The following is a 17,196-nucleotide window of genomic DNA, read 5'->3' as shown; positions in this document are numbered from 1 at the left end:
CATGAACATTGGAGATGGTCATGACACATACCGAACAGGTGATCGCCAACGCCCTTGCCCTCGTCGAAGCCTCCCGGGCGGCCCGCGAGCGGGACCAGCAGCGCCGCGCCGCTTGGCAGAAAAAGGTGGAACTCAGCCGACCGCTGCCGCCCTTGCCGCGTCCGGTCCAATTGCCGCTGGCGCTAAACTGATGCAGCCGAGCTTGAAATCCCGTCAGGCCAGGCTTGATCAGTTGGAATCCGATGATGCTTGGGAAGTGGAAGCTGTGCTCGCCTGGCATGACGATGATGCCAAGGCGGCGATCCGCTCGCTGCTCGATGACTGCAAGCATCTGCGCCGGCAACTGGCGCTGGCCGAACGGGTGATGAGCCGCGGCATGGCGCGCGGCTGGACGCCGCGTTACGAGCGCGACGCGCTTTAGCAATCGGGCGCAGGCAACTGAAGCAGCGACTGACGGGGACGCAGGCGTTCGGCTCGCTTCAGCAAAACACCTTGGCGGCCGTGACTTCGACTTCCACGAGGAATTCCGGGCGGGTGAAGCCGCCGACGATGATCAGTGTTGAGGCCGGCTTCGGATCGAGCGTGTAACGATCCCGCACGGCCATGTAGGCTGGGAAATCCTCTCGCTTCGTCACGAAGGCGGAGATGCGGATAACGTCGGCAAAACTCATCTCGGCCTCGGCGAGAATTGCCTTGATGGCTTCAAAGCAGAGTTCCGCCTGTGCGCCGATATCCTCCGGTACCGCCTCGTCGGGGCCGATGCCGAGCTGGCCCGAGGTCACGAGCAGGGAGGCGCCCGGCGGCACCAGCAGCCCGTGATTGTAATGCCCGAATGGGCGGCGGACGGAGATCGGGTTAAAAACCTTCTTCATCGGAAATCCCTGCCTGAACCAGGTGTTTCGGCGGACAGTCCTTCCGCATGCTCAGAAGCGCTCCATCGCGCTCTTCACCTTCTGCAGAAACCGTGTCCGCGTTTCCTCGGTACAATTATTCATGTCGTAATGGGCAAGAAAGGTGACCGGCCGCAGCGGGTTGATCTGCGCTCGCAGCACGCGCTTGACGATCTTCCTCGGCGGGTTGCCAGCCACGAAGGCGCGGAACGGCGTCGCGCCATAAGTCAGCACGGCGGCAAGCTTCCTGATATGGCGCAGCCGCGATTCCACCTTGCCGTCGACCAGTTCAAAGGAGACACCGGGAAGCCAGACGCGATCGAAATATCCCTTCAATATCGCCGGGAAGCCGAAATTCCAGACCGGCGTGACCAGCACCAGCCCTTCGGCCCGCTTCAGCCGCTCGACATAGGATTTCACCAGCTCGGTATTGGAGGGATAGTCGTGATAGCTGAGCCGGTCATGCCGGGAAAGAACGGGATCGAAATTCTCGGCATAGAGATCGCATCCGTCCACGTCATGGCCGGCTTTGCGCAGGCTTTCCAGCGTCTGCTTGTAGAGCGCCTTGCCGTAGCTTTCCTCCACCGGATGCGAATGCAGCACGAGAACCCTCATGAGGCCTCCATGAGGCCCGCAAGGCCGGGGAAGAGATAGTTCTTGCCGGCATTGAAATCGAAGTCCGGGTTCTCCCAGGCGATCATCTTGCCGGGGTTCAGAAGCCCCTTCGGATCGGTTTCCTGCTTGAAGGCAAGCTGCACCTTGTCGGTGCGCTTCATGCCGCCTTCCTCGAGCGTGTAGCGGTGCGGGTTGAAGATCGGGCAGCCGTGATCCTGATGGATCCGGATGATCTCTTCGAGGCGCTCTTCGGTGGTGTAGCGCACCAGCGGCAGGCCGGAGCACTGGATCTGCCCGTCGAATTTGATGAACTCTAGATGCCCCGGAACTTCGTCGCCGAAGATTTCCACCATCTTGGCGACCTTGGTCACGTGATCCGGCCCCGGATACTGGACCTGCAGATAGGTGAAGCCCGGATCGACCTTCAGCGCCCGCAGCGTCGTGTGGTTCCAGGCAAGTTCATAGGCATGCGGGATGCCCTTCATGCTCTCGACCTTGTCTGAGCGGAAGATCACTTCGCCCTTATGGGCCGAGGTGAAGGCCAGGAAAGCGTCCATCGCATGCGGCGCGATCATCAGCACCACCACCGACTGCCCCTTGCGGATGTAGGGCTTGTGGCGGGTGAAATAGTCGTGCGGGATCGGAGCGGCGATCGGCGCGATTTCCTTGACGAGAATGCCGTTGCATTTGGCGAGCGCATCGGAGAAGCGCACGGCAGCCATGAAGTCGTCATAGCCGACGAGAACGTCCACCCAATCATAGGCAGGCGCCAGCGGCATTTCGATCTCGGTGATGACGCCGTTGGTGCCGTAAGCGTGACTGACCTTCTGCAGGTCCCAGCCGGTGAGATCGAGCACGCGCGGCTCAGCCTCCATGGTGACGACGCGCAGGCGCAGAATATTGCCGAGATCGCGCAGGCCGCCCCAGGTGATCGAGCCGACGCCGCCGGAGCCGCCGGCAATGAAGCCGCCGACGGTCGCCATCTGCGCCGTCGAGGGGTGGAACCGCAGTTCCTGGCCGGAATGCGCCTTGGTCTGCTTGTCGAGCTGGGCAATGATGATGCCCGGCTCGCAGATCACCCGGCCGGGATGAATTTCCTTGATCTTGTCCATGGCGGCAAGGTTCAGCACGATCCCACCGGAAAGCGGCATCGCCTGGCCGTAATTGCCAGTGCCGCCGCCGCGCGGCGTGACCGGCACGCCATGCGCGAAGGCGACCTTCAGCGTCCGGATGACCTCTTCTTCGTTTTTCGGGGTAACGACGAGATCGGCCGTCACATTGTCGAGCTGCGCCTTCAGGATCGGCGAATACCAGTAGAAATCACGACTCTTCTGGCGCACCAGTGCCGGATTATCCTCGATGGCGATGCCTTCGAGTTCCTTTTTGATCGTCTGATAATCCGGCATGTCAGGCTCCAACGACGCTGTCGAGTTCACGATAGTCCGGCAGGCTGCGGTCGATCACCTTGCCGCGGCGAAGGACGACGCGGTCGGACTGCGGACGGGAAAGAAATTCGCTCCAGCGCCTGGCGCTGAAGAGTACGAGATCGGCCGCGGCCCCGACGGCGATACGCCCCATATCCGGCCGGCCGAGAATATCGGCGGGCGAGGTGGTGACGACGCGTGCCGCCGTATCCAGCGGATGGTCGAGGTGCAGGATACGGACCGCCTCGCGGAACACCTCCACCGGATCCAGATCGCCGTAGGCATAGAAGGGATCGCGAGTATTGTCGGAGGCGACTGCGGTGGCAACGCCGGCCGCGGCCAGTTCCTTGAACAGGGTGACGCCGCGCCAGCGTGGTGTGCGGCCGGGATAGCGGTCCTGCAGATACGTGTTGCACATCGGCAGCGAGACGATGGCGACACCGGCCTCCGCGACGAGATCGACCGTGCGTTTTGCCGTCTCCTCGTCCTGGCGGGCGAGCGAGCAGCAATGGCCTGCCGTTACCTTGCCGCCGAATCGGTTGCGCAGCACCGCTTGCGCAATCGCCTTCAGGGTTTCCGCAGCCGGATCGTCGGTCTCGTCGACATGAAGGTCGACATCGAGGCCATTCTCGGCCGCAGCGCTGAACAGCGTGTCGAGCTGGCTGTCGAGATCGCCGCTCATCCGGGTGACGCCGCCGATCAGCCCACCCTTTTCGCGCACCACGGCGACCAGATCGGCGAAATAGGCCGCGTCCGCCATGTTTTCCATCGGAAACAGCGCCACCGCCTGTAAGGCGATCCTGTCCTTCCAGACATCGCGCATTTCGGCAAAGACTTCGAATGAAATGCGGTGCTGCGGCGCAAGGGAATCGAGATGGGTTCGAATGAGGCTGGTGCCGTGTGCGTAGGCGGATCGAAGGGAAAACTCCATGCGCTTCCTGACGTCGGCAGCCGACCAGTGCGCCTCGCGGTCTGCGCGCACGGCCTCCAGTGCTCCCGGGAATGTGCCGTCCGGATTGGCGTTGCGCGGCCAGATGTGGCCCTTGTCGAGATGGGTGTGCATGTCTGCGAAGCAGGGCCAGACCATGCCCTCCTTCAGGTCGGACTTCGCCAGTTCCACGGGCGCTTCCCCGGGCGGCAGTACACCAGCAATGATGCCGTCGGCGATGACGATATCGGCTCGGACGAGCCCCTCGATAACAGGCGCCTCGTAACCGGCGACGGCGGCGGAGGGCAGGGTCGCATTGCTCAGCACGAAGCGGCCGGCGTTGGGCGGGGAGATGAGCGAATAGGTCATCAGTTTTCCCGTTTCAGGCTGCTTTCGTGCCAGCGGTGCAGGGCAAGCCACGAAATGAACGAGGTGACGGCGAAAATCGCCACGCCAAGCAGCGAGAGCATCAGCAGCGCCGCGAAGAGCCGTGGAATGTTGAGCCGGTACTGCGCTTCGAGCAGCCGGAAGGCGAGTCCTGAGCCTGCCCCCGCCGAACCTGCGGCAAATTCCGCGACGACGGCGGCAATCAGCGCAAGGCCGCCGCCTATCCTGAGGCCGGTCATGAAATAGGGCTGGGCGGCCGGCAGCTTGAGAAAGAGCAGCGTCTGCCAGCGCGAGGCGCCGTAGAGCTCGAAGAGGTTGATGAGATTGTGATCGACGCTTTTAAGCCCCTGAACCATATTCGAAAGGATCGGGAAAAAGGCGACGAGGAAGGCGCAGATCAGAAGCGCCACCTGCGTTGACGGCGCATAGATCAGGATCAGCGGCGAAATCGCCACGATCGGCGTGACCTGAAGTATGACGGCGAGCGGATAGAAAGCGAGTTCGATCCAGCGCGACTGCACGAGGAAGACTGCGAAGCCGACGCCGCCGACGAGCGCCAGCATCAGCGACATCAGCGTGATTTTGGTGGTGACCCACAGGGCAGGGGCAAGCGTGCCCCAATCCGTGATGAAAGCGTTGGCGACCGCCGCCGGACCCGGCAGAATATAGGGCGGCACGCCGGACAGTCGGACATAGGCATACCAGATCAGGATCAGCGCCGCGATGACCAGCAGCGGGATCATTATGCGCAGCGCCAGATCGCGGCCTCGGGCGCTTGCAGTGGTTTTGACAAGCAGCGGCGCCGCGGCCGTTTCATCACTCATCGATGGTCCTCCACCGCGTTGATCGCCCCGATCAGCGAATGCGACACCGTCTCGCAAGCTCTGCGGTATTCTTCCGAGGTGCGGTAATGGGCATCGCGTTCAAGGCTGGTCGTGAGCGGTAGGTCGGCATGAACGCGCCCAGGCCTTGCCTTCATCACGACGATGCGGTTCGAGAGATAGGCGGATTCGAAGACCGAATGAGTGACGAAGATGACTGTGATGCCGGTCATCTTCCAGAGCCGGAGCACGTCGTCGTTCAGCTTCTGGCGGGTGATCTCGTCGAGAGCCGCAAAGGGCTCGTCCATCAGCAGCAGCTTCGGCTTGGTCACCAGCGCCCGGGCGATCGAAACGCGCATCTTCATGCCGCCTGATAGTTCGCGCGGATAGGCCTTGGCGAAATCCTGCAGGCCGACGGTTGTCAGCACGTCCAAGATCTGGTCGTGCGCCGCCATCTTCGAAATATGCCTCAGCTTCAGCGGCAGATGCACATTGTCGAACACGGTCTTCCAGGGCATCAACGTCGGCTCCTGAAAGACGAAACCGATATCCCCCTCCGGAAGGCCCTTGGAATTGATCCGAGAACTCGGCCAGTCGATCGCGCCTGACGTGACATCGCCGAGGCCGGCGATGATGCGCAGCGCCGTCGACTTGCCGCAGCCGGAAGGACCGAGCAGGCTGATGAACTCGCCGCTCTCCACTGTGAGCGACATCTCCGAAAGGGCGACGGTTCCGGTGGAGAAGGCTTTCGAGACCGATTGCATGACGACCAACGGCCGCTTGCGCATCTCTTTCGGGGATAGGGCCTGAGCTTCTGCTGGGGGCATTGGCTGTCTCGTTCATCAGGGAATGGAATCCGCCGTATGCGGCGGATCGCCGACGGAATCTTCGGCTTACTTCTTCATCGCCATTCCCGTGCCCTTGCAGACGAATTTCGTCGTGAAGGCCTTGGTGTAATCCGTCTCCGCCTTGAACACCTTGATCGCTACCATTTCGTCGAAGAAGCCCTTGTAATGCGCCTCGGTCAGGCAGCCGATGCCCTTGTCGAGGCTGTCGCCGGACTCGATGATGCCGTACTCCTTCATCTTGGCGATGGAATAAGCGATCTGACCATCCGTCATTTCGGGATTGTCCTTCTTGATCAGTTCGTTGGCCTTGGTGTTGTCGCCGTAGAGATAGTGGTACCAGCCTTCGATCGAGGCATCGACGAAGCGCTGGACGAGATCGGGCTTGCTGTCGATCATCGCCTGCGTGGTGGTGATCATCGTCGAGTAGGGAGAGTAGCCGTTGTCGGCGAGCAGGAAGACTTTCGGCTCGAAGCCGGCCTGCTTCCGAATCTCGTAGGGTTCCGAGGTGAGATAACCTTGCTGCGCAGAATCCTTGTCGGCAAGGAAGGGCGCCGGGCTGAAATTGTAGGGCTTGTACTGTTCGTCGCGGAAGCCTTTGAAGTTCGCCTTCATCCATTCGAAATAGGTGAGATAACCGTCCTTGCCGAGGAACAGCGTCTTCAGCTTGGCGAGATCTTCGAATTTTTCGATGCCGGCATCGGGGTGCGCGATCAGCACCTGCGGATCCTTCTGGAAGATCGCAGCGACATCGACGAGCGGAATGCCCTGCTCGACCGCCGAAATCTCGCCCTGCGGCCCGCCCATGTAGAAATCGATCTTGCCGGAGATCAGCAGCGCGCTGTTGGCGGCGTTCGGGCCGCCCTGTACGATGGTGACGTCGAGGCCGTGTTTGGCATAGGTGCCGTCGGCGACCGCCTGGTAGAAGCCGCCATGCTCGGCCTGCGCAAGCCAGTTGGTGCCATAGGTGACCTTGTCGGCCGCCTGAGCGGACGCGATGGAGGCAATCATGCCGCCAAGCCCGGCCAATGCGGAAAAGACCCTGTTCTTCTTTGTCATGGGCATGATCGACGTTCCCCTTCTGAGTTCGCAGCCGTCGCGGCGACGTCCGATTTTCTTCATAGGAGCCGTTGCTTTGCTCTTTGAAAAGCATCAAATTTCGTGCGCAATGATGCCTTTTCGGCATCTCACCGAAAGCCTGTGCCCATTTTACGCTGCGTGCCTGATATTTGTGCAACGAGGTTCTGATGCTGCATTCCAGAAAGCTTCTCTATATCAACGAGATCGCGCGTTCGGGCTCGATCCGCAAGGCGGCGGCACGGCTGAACGTGGCCTCTTCTGCGATTAACCGGCAGATCCTTGCGCTGGAGGAGGAAATGGGCGCGCCGCTCTTCGAACGCCTGCCGCGCGGATTGCGGCTCACCGCCGCCGGCGAGCTCTGTATCGAACATATTCGCGACGTGCTGAAGAATTACGAGCGGCTGGAGGGGCGTATCCGCAGCCTGAAGATGCAGCAGGCGGGCAAGGTTCGGCTGGTGACGACGGTCGGCCTTGCGGCAGGGCCGCTGCCGGAAATTATCGCCCGGTTCCAATCGGAACATCCGCGCGTCTTCATGCAATTACGCAACGACGCCGGCACGATGACGGTCAACCCGGTGCTTTCAGGTGAGGTGGATATCGGCCTCGGATTCAATATTCCGGCAACGCCCGGCATCCGCACCCTCGGCAATTTCGACATACCGATCGGCGTGGTTCTGCCGCCCGGCCATCATCTGATCGGCCCCGGCCCAATCAATCTCGCGGATATCGTCCAGGAGCGCCTGGTGCTGGCGCAGCAGGGGACCAGCCTGCGCGACGTGATCAATCTGGCCCTGGCGCGCCTCGACGTCCATGTCGAACCGGTGCTCGAAACCAATGCCTCGGAGATGCTGAAGAAGCTGGTCAAATCGGGGGCGGGGCTGACGATCCTGAACCCGCTCGATGTCATCACCGAATGCAGGCAGGGCGAACTGGTTTTCCGCCCGATCGCGGAGCCGCATGCGCGCCATCAGCCGATGAAGCTTTTTGCCCGCGCCCGCGCGCCGCTTGATTCCGCCACCAGCCTGTTCGTCGAGTACCTCCTGGCTGAACTGGCCGGCCTGGTGCAGGAGCTGCAGGCGAAGGGCCACATTGCGGCCTATGCTTCCGCCGCGATGTGAGCCACCGCCTTACTTCGAGTAGAGATTGGAAAGCGGGTAGCGCTTCAGGTCATAGAGCAGCTCTATGAAGCCCCTGACCTGATGGCGGCAGATTGCTTCGCCCTTTTCGGCTGTCCCGAGTGAGGCGTTGCCGACGACGCCGTGGGGATTGAGGTCGTGGGCGATCCAGGCGAGCGAATGCGGCGGCAGCGGCTGAATGTATTTCGATTGCCCGCGCATCCATTCCGCCTTCGAGGCGAAATTCTGCGCCTTCTCCATCCGCACCAGATCAGGTCGGAAATACAGCATCAGCGACGTTTCCACCTCGCCGCCATGGATGCCGTATTTCAGCTCATTATCGCCGATCATGCCCTCGGGATGGCCGAAGCGGCTCCATTGGGTGGAGACGACGGCCATCGCATAGCGCACGCGCAGCTCGCGAGCCACGATGCTCATGATATCGACATTGCCGCCATGCGAATTGACGATCACCATCTTGCGGATGCCGGCTTCGGCAACCTTTCCGCCGATTGCGGTCCAGACTGGAATGAGCAGTTCGGCGCCGAGCGACAAGGTTCCCGGGCCGTAAACGTGTTCATTGGCCTTGCCGATTTCTTGCGTCGGCAGCACCAGACAATTGAGATCGACCGGTTTCTGCTTGCGTAATTCGGCGAGCATGCCGTTGGCGATAGCGACGTCGGTAGCAACGGGTAGATGCGGCCCGTGCTGCTCGGTCGAGGCGATCGGCAGGACAGCGATCGTGGTGTCGGGAGACAGTCCGGCGAAGTCGTCGCTGACCAATTCGTTCCAGTAAAATGGCACCGTCATACCGTTCGCCTCCCATTGCCGTTCGAGACAGTGAGTAGGGAATAACGCTACCTGCGAAAAGCATCAATTTGCGCCCGCACCGATGCCTTTTTGCGGATGATGGAACAACGGCGCCGTCGAGGGCGCCTCTTGGCCGCAATGTTTCCGCGAATGTCTCGCCGAAACCATTGCGCTAGCGCGTCTGCAATGGTTTTCTGGCGCTTCTTCTATGACAACGCTCTCCGGTGATTCCCAATGTTCGATATTCTGTGGCGCGGCCTGGCGATCGGCGCCGGCGCAACCATCCTCATGGACCTCTGGGCAATTGTGCTCACGAAGGTCTTCGGCCAGACGCCGCCGAACTGGGCGCCGGTCGGCCGCTGGTTCTGGCATCTCGGCCGCGGCAAGGTCTTTCACGAGAACATCGCCGATGCCGAGCCGTATGCAAATGAACTCGCTCTCGGCTGGATCAGCCATTACGTTGTCGGCATTCTCTATGGTTTGATCTTCGTGTTCATCATGGGGTCGGCCTGGTTGGCAGCCCCGACATTTCTTCCCGCCTGGATTTTCGGCATCGTCACCGTCGGGGCAGGGTGGTTCCTGCTGCAGCCGGGCCTCGGCCTCGGCTGGGCTGCTTCGAAACATCCGAAGCCGAACAAAGTCCGGTGTTTCAATCTGCTAGCGCATACGGTGTTTGCATTAGGACTTTATGGTACGGCGTTGATTTTGCGGTGAGATTGACGCTTGCCCCTTGCCCTAACCCTCTCCCCGTTTTGACGGGAAGAAGAAGGTGGCGGCAGCCGGATGAGGGGCAAGCCGAACCCGTGAACCGAAAATCGCTAAGCTACCGCGCCGCCCAATTGGCGCCGCGGCGGAAGATGGTCTTCATCTGAGGCACGTCGAACTCCTTGGCCTGATGGCCGAGTGAGGAATAGAAGACGCGGCCCTTGCCGTATTTGCGCTTCCAGACGACGGGCATGACGACGCCGTCGATCCAGTAGGCGTGTTCGCCGGTAAACCTGGTCGTCGCCAGCACCTCGTTCGAGGGATCGACATGCATGTAATATTGCTCCGACGTATAGGGGAAGTCGGCAATCCCCTCCATCAGCGGATCGTCGGGCCGGGTGATGTTGACGGTATAGTCGATGATGTTGCCGGGATGGGCGACCCACTGGCCGCCGATGATGAACTGGTAGTCGACGGAGTCGCGGAAGGCATCGCCCGCGCCGCCGTGATAACCGGCGATGCCGACGCCGCTTTCGATCGCGGCGGCGAGGTTCTTGACCTCCTCCTTTTCGATCTTCGACATCGTCATGATCGGCACGACGAGGCTGAGATCGTGGACCGAAGGGTCGGCAAGCGCCTCGGTCCCGTGTTCGAGATAGACCTTGAAACCGTCTTCCTCGAGCATGGTCTTGATGATTTCGGCGCATTCCTGCGGCTCGTGCCCGCTCCAGCCACCCCAGACGATCAGTGCTTCACGCATTCTCTTTCCTCCTGAAATTATTTTGCCAGCCGTCCGTCGACGATGGAATCGGACAGGGGGGCAGGGCGCTCCACCGCCGTGGTAATCGTCACCGTCCGGCCGGTCTCGGACGCTGTATGGAAGGCTTCCATGACTTCGAGCACATGCAGTGCCAGATCACCATTGGCACGGTGCGGCCGGTTCGAGCGGATCGCATGCGCCATATCGGCGACGCCGAGCGAGCGGAAATTGCCCTCGGCATAGGGGGCGGTGACCGGCTGGTCCTCGAAGGCGCCGCCCTTCTTCAGATATTCGACAGGGCCCGCAAACCTATTGGGGTCGGGGACGATAAGCGTGCCCTCGGTTCCGTAGACTTCGAGCGGCACATGCTTGTGGCCGGCGACGTCGAAGCTCATGGCGATCTGCACGACCGCGCCGTTGGCAAAAGCCATCATGCCGGCGACATGGGTCGGCACATGCACGGGAATGCGCTCGCCATTGCGCGGCTCGCTGGTGATGAGCCGTTCGGCCCGCGGCGTCGTCGCAAAGCCGGCGACCTGGGAAACCGGCCCGAGCAGATTGACGAGATCGGTGATGTAATAGGGGCCCATATCGAGCATCGGCCCGCCGCCGACTTCGTAATAGAAGGCCGGATTCGGATGCCAGCGCTCATGGCCCGGGCACATGAAGGTGGCCGAGCCGCCGACCGGCTGGCCGATGACGCCTTGGTCGATCAGGGCGCGGGCCGTCTGGTGGCCTCCGCCGAGGAAGGTGTCGGGCGCCGCGCCGATGCGCAGATTTCGCCCGCGCGCCGCCTCGGCCAGTTTTTTCCCTTCCGCGAAATTAATCCCGAGCGGTTTTTCGGAGTACGTGTGTTTGCCCGCATCGAGCGCCTGGAGCGCGACGGCGACATGGGCTTTCGGGATCGTCAGATTGACGATGATTTCGATCTTGGGATCGGCGAAGAGCTCTTCGACTGATTTGACGGGAACGTTGAATTCGCGCGCCTTGGCCTCTGCGAGCTCCCGGTTGAGATCAGCGACGCCGCGGATATCGAGGATGGGAAAGGAGGCCATCGCTGTAAGATAGGCGCCCGAAATATTGCCGCATCCAATGATGCCGATACCGACTTTGTCCATGAATTCCTCCATTTGATCTTGCTTGTCTCGGCCGTCAAAGGGCCGGCCCGGTCGTGCTCCAGGGCGATTCGTAGAGCTCGTAGAGCGCTACTGCGGCAGCGCCCTGAGCCCAGAAATCATCGCTCGAATCATCGAAGACGAGTTCGCTTACCCCCTTCAGCGACGGCGGAATGGCGAGCGCATAGGCGTCGCGCAGGCTGTTCAAGAAGGGTTCGCCGAGCGCCAGGCTCGAGCCGACGAGGATGACGCGCGGCGGCGCAAACAGCGTAACGATGTTGGCGATGGTCAATCCGACAGCTTCGCCGGCGCGGATGGCAGAGGCGATCAGCCGGTCGTCGTCGGCCTTGATCAGCGCCTGGGCGTGGGTCATGCCGCGCCCGAGGCGGATGGCTTCGGCAAAACGGCCGTCGGTCTGATGTTCACCGAGGATGGCGCTTTCGCCGGCCTGGCTGAAGAGCCGCACCACGCCGTTCGGTCCCATGCCGAGCACAAGGTCGCCAAGATTGTGGCTGAGGCCGCCGGCGCCGCGAAACAGGCGGTTACCGTGCAAGACGCCGAGACCGAGCGTCTGTTCCAGCGAAATCAGCACCATGTCCTCGAGATCGCGGGCTTTCCCGAACCAGTGATGGCCGAGCGTGATGGCGTGGGCGTCGCTTTCGACGATGGTCGGCGTCGATAGCCGCGTCGACATCTCGGCGGCGAAATCGACATTGGTGTCGCGAAAGATCGGGCTGCTTCTGATGTAGCCGGTGCGGTGCTCGATAACGCCCGGAAAGCCGAGGCAGATGCTGTCGACATCTTCGAGCGACAGGCCGGCATCGACGACGCAACGCCGGACGCCGTCCTCGACGAGATCGGCGATGACGCCGATCGGCTGCCGGTCGATGCGGATCGGCAAAGCCAGCTTCGACAGCACGTCGCCGCGAAAATTGGTGACGACGAAGACCATGCGGCTGGCGGCGATCTTGCCGCCGACGACGCGGGCGGCATCGGGATTGAGCTCCAGCGCCACGCGCGGTCTGCCACGCACCGCCTCGTTGCGGATATCGCCTTCATGCCGCGGCAGGATCAGCCCGTCATCGAGCAGCGAGGCGGTGATGGCCGAGACGGTTGTCGTCGACAGCTCCGTCCGCTCGCTGATTTCGATGCGCGAGATCGGACCATGGCGCCTGATGGTGTCGAGCACGTTCAAGCGATTGATCGCGCGCATCAATTCTGGATCTGCAGTCTTCATGAAAACGTGCCGGCAGTCGTTTGGTTGGGCGGAAGCCAATATTTATAACGGGTTACGAAATAAATAGCAGGCAATTACGAGGAGCTGTCAAGCGATTTCGGCAAAAATTAACGCATCGGGTTGACATCCGGCGCAAGGTCCGCTGAATTAATCCGCATAGGGGAAAAATTGTGAGGATAGGTCCCCTGGGAGGAAAATCATGAATTTCATGCTGAAGAACGCCGCTTTCGGCGGCAGGCGCATCGTATCCATGGCCGTGGCAGCCGGCATGTTGCTGGCCGGAGCCGGGGCCGCCTCGGCGACGACGGTGGTCAAGTGGCTGCATCTCGAAACAGATCCGAAGAACGTCGCGGCCTGGGAAGACATCGTCAAGAAATACGAGGCCCAGCATCCCGACGTCGACATCCAGATGCAGTTTCTCGAAAACGAGGCCTTCAAGGCCAAGCTTCCCACGCTGCTGCAGTCCGACGATGTGCCGGATTTCTTTTTCAGCTGGGGCGGTGGCGTCCTGAAGCAGCAGTCCGAGACCGGCGCGCTCCAGGATGTGACGACAGCCCTCGACGCCGATGGCGGCAAGCTGCGCAAGGCCTATACGCCGGCCTCGGTCGACGGCCTGACCTTCGACGGCAAGACCTGGGCAATCCCGTACAAAGTCGGCCTGGTGAGCTTCTTCTATAACAAGGCGCTGTTTGCCAAGGCAGGCGTCAAGGCCGAAGACATCAAGACCTGGACCGATTTTCTTGAGGCGGTGAAGAAGATCAAGGCGGCCGGTATCGTGCCGATCGCCGGCGGCGGCGGCGAGAAATGGCCGATCCACTTCTACTGGAGCTATCTTGTCATGCGCGAGGGCGGCCAGAAGGTCTTTGAAGCGGCCAAGAAGGGCGAGGGCGAAGGCTTCCTCGATCCGGCCGTCATCAAGGCCGGCGAAGATCTCGCCGAGCTCGGCAAGCTCGAACCGTTCCAGCCCGGCTATCTCGGCGCGACCTGGCCGCAGACGCTCGGCGTTTTCGGCGACGGCAAGGCGGCAATGATTCTCGGCTTTGAAGCGACCGAGGCCAACCAGCGCAAGAATGCCGGCGACGGCAAGGGGCTTTCATCCGACAATATCGGCCGTTTCGTCTTCCCGACGGTTGAAGGCGGCGCCGGCAAGCCGACGGATACGCTCGGCGGCCTGAACGGCTGGGCGCTTACCAAGAAGGCCTCGAAGGAAGCGATCGATTTCCTTGCTTTCCTGACGAACGCCGACAACGAGCGCGCCATGGCCAAATCAGGCATGCTGCTGCCCGTCGCCGTCGGCGCCGATGACGGGGTCGTCAATCCGCTGCTGGCCGAATCGGCCAGACAGCTTGCCGGTTCGACCTGGCATCAGAACTTCTTCGATCAGGATCTCGGTGCGGCCGTCGGCCGTGTCGTCAACGACGTCTCGGTGGAAATCGTCTCCGGACAGATGAATTCGAAGGACGGCGCCCAGATGATCCAGGACGCTTTCGAACTGGAACAATAGCCAGCGCCCGCAGAACCTTCCGGCGCTCCTGCCAATCGGGAGCGCCGGCATCGCTGCCGACGAGATGCGAAAGCAGGAACCATGGCCAATATCTCAGTCCTATCGACACCGAGCGCCGCAAGGCCGGCAAGACGAGCCGCAAACCGGAAGAGCTCGGTCGCCCATGACCGCCTGACCGTGCTGCTGCTCTTTCTGCCACCGGCGTTGCTGCTCTTCACGCTCTTCGTCATCATGCCGATGGGCGAGGCGGCCTGGTACAGCCTCTATAAGTGGAACGGTTACGGCGCGCCGACGGAGTTCATCGCGCTCCGCAATTTCCAGGTCCTGTTCCGCAACGCGGCGTTTACCCAGGCGCTGGTCAATAACGGCCTGATCATCGTCATTTCGATCTGCATCCAGGTGCCGCTCGCCATCTGGCTGGCCACCATGCTGGCGCACCGCATTCCCGGTGTCGTCGCTTACCGCCTGATCTTCTTCCTGCCCTATGTGCTGGCGGATGTTGCCGCAGGCCTCATCTGGCGCTTCGTCTATGATGGCGACTACGGTCTGTTTGCCGCCGTTTCCAACTTCTTCGGTTTCGCCAATCCTTACGTGCTCGCCGACAAGGACGTGGCGATCTATGCCATCCTCGGCGTTATCGTCTGGAAGTATTTCGGCTTCCACATGATGCTGTTCATCGCCGGCCTGCAATCGGTCGACAAGAGCGTGCTGGAGGCGGCCGAGATCGACGGCGCCACCGGCTGGCAGAAATTCCGTTACGTCACGCTGCCGCTGCTCGGATCGACCCTGCGCCTGTCCATCTTCTTCGCGGTCGTCGGCTCCCTGCAGCTCTTCGACATGATCATGCCGCTGACCGGCGGCGGCCCGTCGAACTCGACGCAGACGATGGTCACCTTCCTCTATACCTACGGCGTCATGCGCATGCAGGTCGGCTTGGGAAGCGCCGTCGGCGTGGTGCTCTTCATCATCTGCGTGACACTCGCTCTCGGTTACAAAAGGATCTTCATGCGCCATGACTGATACGAGTTCTTCCATCCGCATGAGGACGTCCACCCGCATCTATCTCTATGTGTCGCTGAGCCTGATCGCGGCGATCGTGCTGGTGCCGCTGCTGACGACGGCGCTCGGCGGCTTCAAGACCCTGGGGGATCTCCGCACCAATCCCTTCGGCCTGCCGACGGAGTGGCAATGGGCGAACTATACCGACATCCTCTTCGGCGAGCGCTATTGGCTGCAGATCGGCAATTCGCTTGTCATCGCGGCGCTGACCGTGCTCTTGACGCTGATCGTCTCGTCGATGGCGGCCTTCGCCTTTGCCCATGTCCGCTTCTTCGGCTCGTCCTTCCTGCTCAATTATTTCCTGCTCGGGCTGATGTTTCCGGCCGCCACCGCGATCCTGCCGCTGTTCATCCGCATCCGCGATCTCGGCCTGTTGAACACCTATTGGGGCGTGGTTCTGCCGCAGGTCGCCTTCGGCCTCGGCATGAGCATCCTTCTGTTCAGAAACTATTTCCGCAATCTTCCGGAAGAGTTGTTCCAGGCGGCTTTCGTCGACGGCTGCGGTTATATGAGATTCTTCTGGCATATCTCGCTGCCGCTCTCCCGCCCGATCGTCGCCACCGTCAGCATCATCTCCTTCGTCGGCAGCTGGAACAGCTACATCCTGCCGCTGATCATGCTGAACTCGGAATCCAAATATCCCTGGCCGCTCGGCATCATGGTCTATCGCGGCGAATTCGGGACGGAATGGCAGCTGGTGCTCGCCTTCATCACCCTCACCATCCTTCCCACAATCATCGTCTTCTTCGTCGCCCAGAGACACATCATCGCCGGATTGACCGCCGGTGCCGTGAAGTCCTGAGCCGAACCATTGGAGCTGCATCATGGCATCCGTTGAGCTGAACAATATTCGCAAGGCCTATGGCGCCGTCGACGTCATCCACGGCATCTCGCTTCATATCGAGGATGGTGAATTCGTCGCCCTGGTCGGCCCGTCCGGCTGCGGAAAATCGACACTGCTGCGGATGATCGCCGGCCTCGAGGAGATCACCGACGGCGAGATCGCCATCGGCGGCAATGTCGTCAATGCGATGACACCGCGCGAGCGCAACATCGCCATGGTCTTCCAGTCCTATGCGCTTTATCCGCACATGACGGTGGCCGAAAACATGGGTTTCAATCTGAAGCTCGCCGGCGTTGCCAAACCCGAGATCGAGGCTCGTGTCGCTGAAGCCGCCCGCATGCTCGATCTCGCCAAGCTGCTCGACCGCAAGCCCGCCCAGCTTTCCGGCGGACAGCGCCAGCGCGTCGCCATGGGCCGCGCCATCGTCCGCAACCCGGCCGTCTTCCTGTTCGACGAGCCCTTGTCAAACCTCGATGCGAAACTGCGCGTGCAGATGCGTTCGGAGATCAAGACGCTGCACCAGAAGGTCAAGACGACGTCGATCTACGTCACCCACGACCAGATCGAGGCGATGACACTCGCCGACCGCATCGTCGTGCTCAATCACGGCAAGGTGGAGCAGCAGGGAACACCGCTCGAACTCTACCGGAAGCCGGCCAATCTCTTCGTCGCCGCCTTCATCGGATCGCCGGCGATGAACATGCTGGAGGGCACGGTAGACGGCGAAAATGGCGAGCCCGCTGCCCGCCTCGAAGACGGCACGGCGATCCGCATCGCGCCCGACCGCAAGGTCAAGGCCGGCCAGGCCGTGACTATCGGCCTGCGCCCCGAACATCTGGTTCCCGGCCTGTCGGGCGGCACGCCGCTTGCCGGCCGAACCATGCTGGTGGAACCGACAGGCGCCCAGACCCACGTGGTCTTCGACCTTGCCGGACAACAGGTGACCGCGATCGTCGACGGCGAATATCCCGCCCGCTACGGCGCCGTCTTCGAGGCCAGCATCGCCAGCGACCAGGTGCACATTTTCGACCGCGGGACTGGTGTGGCGCTGTAGCGA

19 protein-coding genes are annotated in these 17,196 nt (G+C 61.6%); 8 read left to right on the top strand and 11 right to left on the bottom strand.

Going from position 1 to position 17,196, the window contains the following annotated elements; genetic code table 11:
* Nucleotides 1–20: 20 nt before the first annotated feature.
* Entirely contained in the window at nucleotides 21–191 is a 171-nt protein-coding gene (locus tag HJC00_RS16445; RefSeq protein ID WP_164517744.1) for a hypothetical protein, read from the top strand.
* Nucleotides 191–421 carry a hypothetical protein gene (locus HJC00_RS16440; RefSeq protein ID WP_221146575.1) on the top strand — a complete coding sequence of 77 codons (231 nt, stop codon included), beginning with the start codon at nucleotides 191–193 and terminating at the stop codon, nucleotides 419–421. The genes HJC00_RS16445 and HJC00_RS16440 overlap by 1 nt, the downstream gene beginning before the upstream one ends.
* A 58-nt stretch (nucleotides 422–479) precedes the next feature.
* Here HJC00_RS16440 and HJC00_RS16435 read toward each other — a convergent pair whose 3' ends face one another.
* The 7 genes from HJC00_RS16435 to HJC00_RS16405 all read right to left on the bottom strand — a co-directional run bounded on the left by HJC00_RS16435 (nucleotide 480) and on the right by HJC00_RS16405 (nucleotide 6,975).
* Nucleotides 480–872: a RidA family protein gene (locus HJC00_RS16435; protein WP_210631431.1), complete on the bottom strand. Its 393-nt coding sequence runs from the start codon at nucleotides 870–872 to the stop codon at nucleotides 480–482.
* A gap of 51 nt (nucleotides 873–923) precedes the next feature.
* Nucleotides 924–1,505, bottom strand: a complete 582-nt coding sequence (locus tag HJC00_RS16430) for an NAD(P)H-dependent oxidoreductase (RefSeq protein ID WP_210631430.1) — start codon at nucleotides 1,503–1,505, stop codon at nucleotides 924–926.
* Nucleotides 1,502–2,911: an FAD-binding oxidoreductase gene (locus HJC00_RS16425; RefSeq protein WP_221102540.1), complete on the bottom strand. Its 1,410-nt coding sequence runs from the start codon at nucleotides 2,909–2,911 to the stop codon at nucleotides 1,502–1,504. The genes HJC00_RS16430 and HJC00_RS16425 overlap by 4 nt, the downstream gene beginning before the upstream one ends.
* Nucleotide 2,912: 1 nt before the next feature.
* Complete coding sequence (locus HJC00_RS16420; protein ID WP_221155025.1) at nucleotides 2,913–4,226, bottom strand: cytosine deaminase; 1,314 nt, start codon at nucleotides 4,224–4,226, stop codon at nucleotides 2,913–2,915.
* Complete coding sequence (locus HJC00_RS16415) at nucleotides 4,226–5,068, bottom strand: ABC transporter permease (protein WP_221122865.1); 843 nt, start codon at nucleotides 5,066–5,068, stop codon at nucleotides 4,226–4,228. Before HJC00_RS16415 ends, HJC00_RS16420 begins: the two co-directional genes overlap by 1 nt.
* Nucleotides 5,065–5,892: an ABC transporter ATP-binding protein gene (locus HJC00_RS16410; protein WP_221122866.1), complete on the bottom strand. Its 828-nt coding sequence runs from the start codon at nucleotides 5,890–5,892 to the stop codon at nucleotides 5,065–5,067. The genes HJC00_RS16415 and HJC00_RS16410 overlap by 4 nt, the downstream gene beginning before the upstream one ends.
* 66 nt (nucleotides 5,893–5,958) lie before the next feature.
* Nucleotides 5,959–6,975 (bottom strand): ABC transporter substrate-binding protein, encoded by a 1,017-nt coding sequence (locus HJC00_RS16405; protein WP_210631425.1) that lies wholly within the window; start codon nucleotides 6,973–6,975, stop codon nucleotides 5,959–5,961.
* Between the two features lie 182 nt (nucleotides 6,976–7,157).
* Between HJC00_RS16405 and HJC00_RS16400 the strand changes: the two genes are divergently transcribed.
* Nucleotides 7,158–8,108: a LysR family transcriptional regulator gene (locus tag HJC00_RS16400; RefSeq protein WP_210631424.1), complete on the top strand. Its 951-nt coding sequence runs from the start codon at nucleotides 7,158–7,160 to the stop codon at nucleotides 8,106–8,108.
* A 9-nt stretch (nucleotides 8,109–8,117) separates the two neighbouring features.
* On the opposite strand, the gene HJC00_RS16395 is transcribed toward HJC00_RS16400, so the two are convergent.
* Nucleotides 8,118–8,915, bottom strand: a complete 798-nt coding sequence (locus tag HJC00_RS16395; protein ID WP_210631423.1) for a creatininase family protein — start codon at nucleotides 8,913–8,915, stop codon at nucleotides 8,118–8,120.
* A gap of 234 nt (nucleotides 8,916–9,149) precedes the next feature.
* On the opposite strand from HJC00_RS16395, the gene HJC00_RS16390 reads away from it, so the two are divergent.
* Nucleotides 9,150–9,629 carry a DUF2938 domain-containing protein gene (locus tag HJC00_RS16390; protein WP_221164365.1) on the top strand — a complete coding sequence of 160 codons (480 nt, stop codon included), beginning with the start codon at nucleotides 9,150–9,152 and terminating at the stop codon, nucleotides 9,627–9,629.
* A gap of 109 nt (nucleotides 9,630–9,738) precedes the next feature.
* On the opposite strand, the gene HJC00_RS16385 is transcribed toward HJC00_RS16390, so the two are convergent.
* The 3 genes from HJC00_RS16385 to HJC00_RS16375 are packed head-to-tail and all read right to left on the bottom strand — an operon-like array spanning nucleotide 9,739 to nucleotide 12,732.
* The gene (locus HJC00_RS16385) at nucleotides 9,739–10,380 is read right to left on the bottom strand and encodes a ThuA domain-containing protein (RefSeq protein ID WP_221122870.1); all 642 of its coding nucleotides are present in this window, start codon (nucleotides 10,378–10,380) and stop codon (nucleotides 9,739–9,741) included.
* A gap of 17 nt (nucleotides 10,381–10,397) precedes the next feature.
* Entirely contained in the window at nucleotides 10,398–11,498 is a 1,101-nt protein-coding gene (locus HJC00_RS16380) for a Gfo/Idh/MocA family protein (RefSeq protein ID WP_221122871.1), read from the bottom strand.
* A 34-nt stretch (nucleotides 11,499–11,532) separates the two neighbouring features.
* Nucleotides 11,533–12,732 (bottom strand): ROK family transcriptional regulator, encoded by a 1,200-nt coding sequence (locus HJC00_RS16375; protein ID WP_210631420.1) that lies wholly within the window; start codon nucleotides 12,730–12,732, stop codon nucleotides 11,533–11,535.
* 199 nt (nucleotides 12,733–12,931) lie between these two features.
* Between HJC00_RS16375 and HJC00_RS16370 the strand changes: the two genes are divergently transcribed.
* The 4 genes from HJC00_RS16370 to HJC00_RS16355 all read left to right on the top strand — a co-directional run bounded on the left by HJC00_RS16370 (nucleotide 12,932) and on the right by HJC00_RS16355 (nucleotide 17,193).
* The gene (locus HJC00_RS16370; protein WP_221155031.1) at nucleotides 12,932–14,236 is read left to right on the top strand and encodes an ABC transporter substrate-binding protein; all 1,305 of its coding nucleotides are present in this window, start codon (nucleotides 12,932–12,934) and stop codon (nucleotides 14,234–14,236) included.
* Between the two features lie 81 nt (nucleotides 14,237–14,317).
* Nucleotides 14,318–15,256, top strand: a complete 939-nt coding sequence (locus tag HJC00_RS16365) for a carbohydrate ABC transporter permease (protein WP_221164364.1) — start codon at nucleotides 14,318–14,320, stop codon at nucleotides 15,254–15,256.
* Entirely contained in the window at nucleotides 15,249–16,097 is an 849-nt protein-coding gene (locus tag HJC00_RS16360) for a carbohydrate ABC transporter permease (RefSeq protein ID WP_210631417.1), read from the top strand. The genes HJC00_RS16365 and HJC00_RS16360 overlap by 8 nt, the downstream gene beginning before the upstream one ends.
* Nucleotides 16,098–16,119: 22 nt before the next feature.
* Nucleotides 16,120–17,193, top strand: coding sequence for an ABC transporter ATP-binding protein (locus HJC00_RS16355; protein WP_210631416.1), 1,074 nt, complete (start codon nucleotides 16,120–16,122; stop codon nucleotides 17,191–17,193).
* Nucleotides 17,194–17,196: the final 3 nt, after the last annotated feature.

The sequence above is a fragment of the Rhizobium sp. NLR22b genome (assembly GCF_019685295.1).
Taxonomy (GTDB): Bacteria; Pseudomonadota; Alphaproteobacteria; order Rhizobiales; family Rhizobiaceae; genus Rhizobium.
This window is presented reverse-complemented; position numbering and strand designations above follow the sequence as displayed.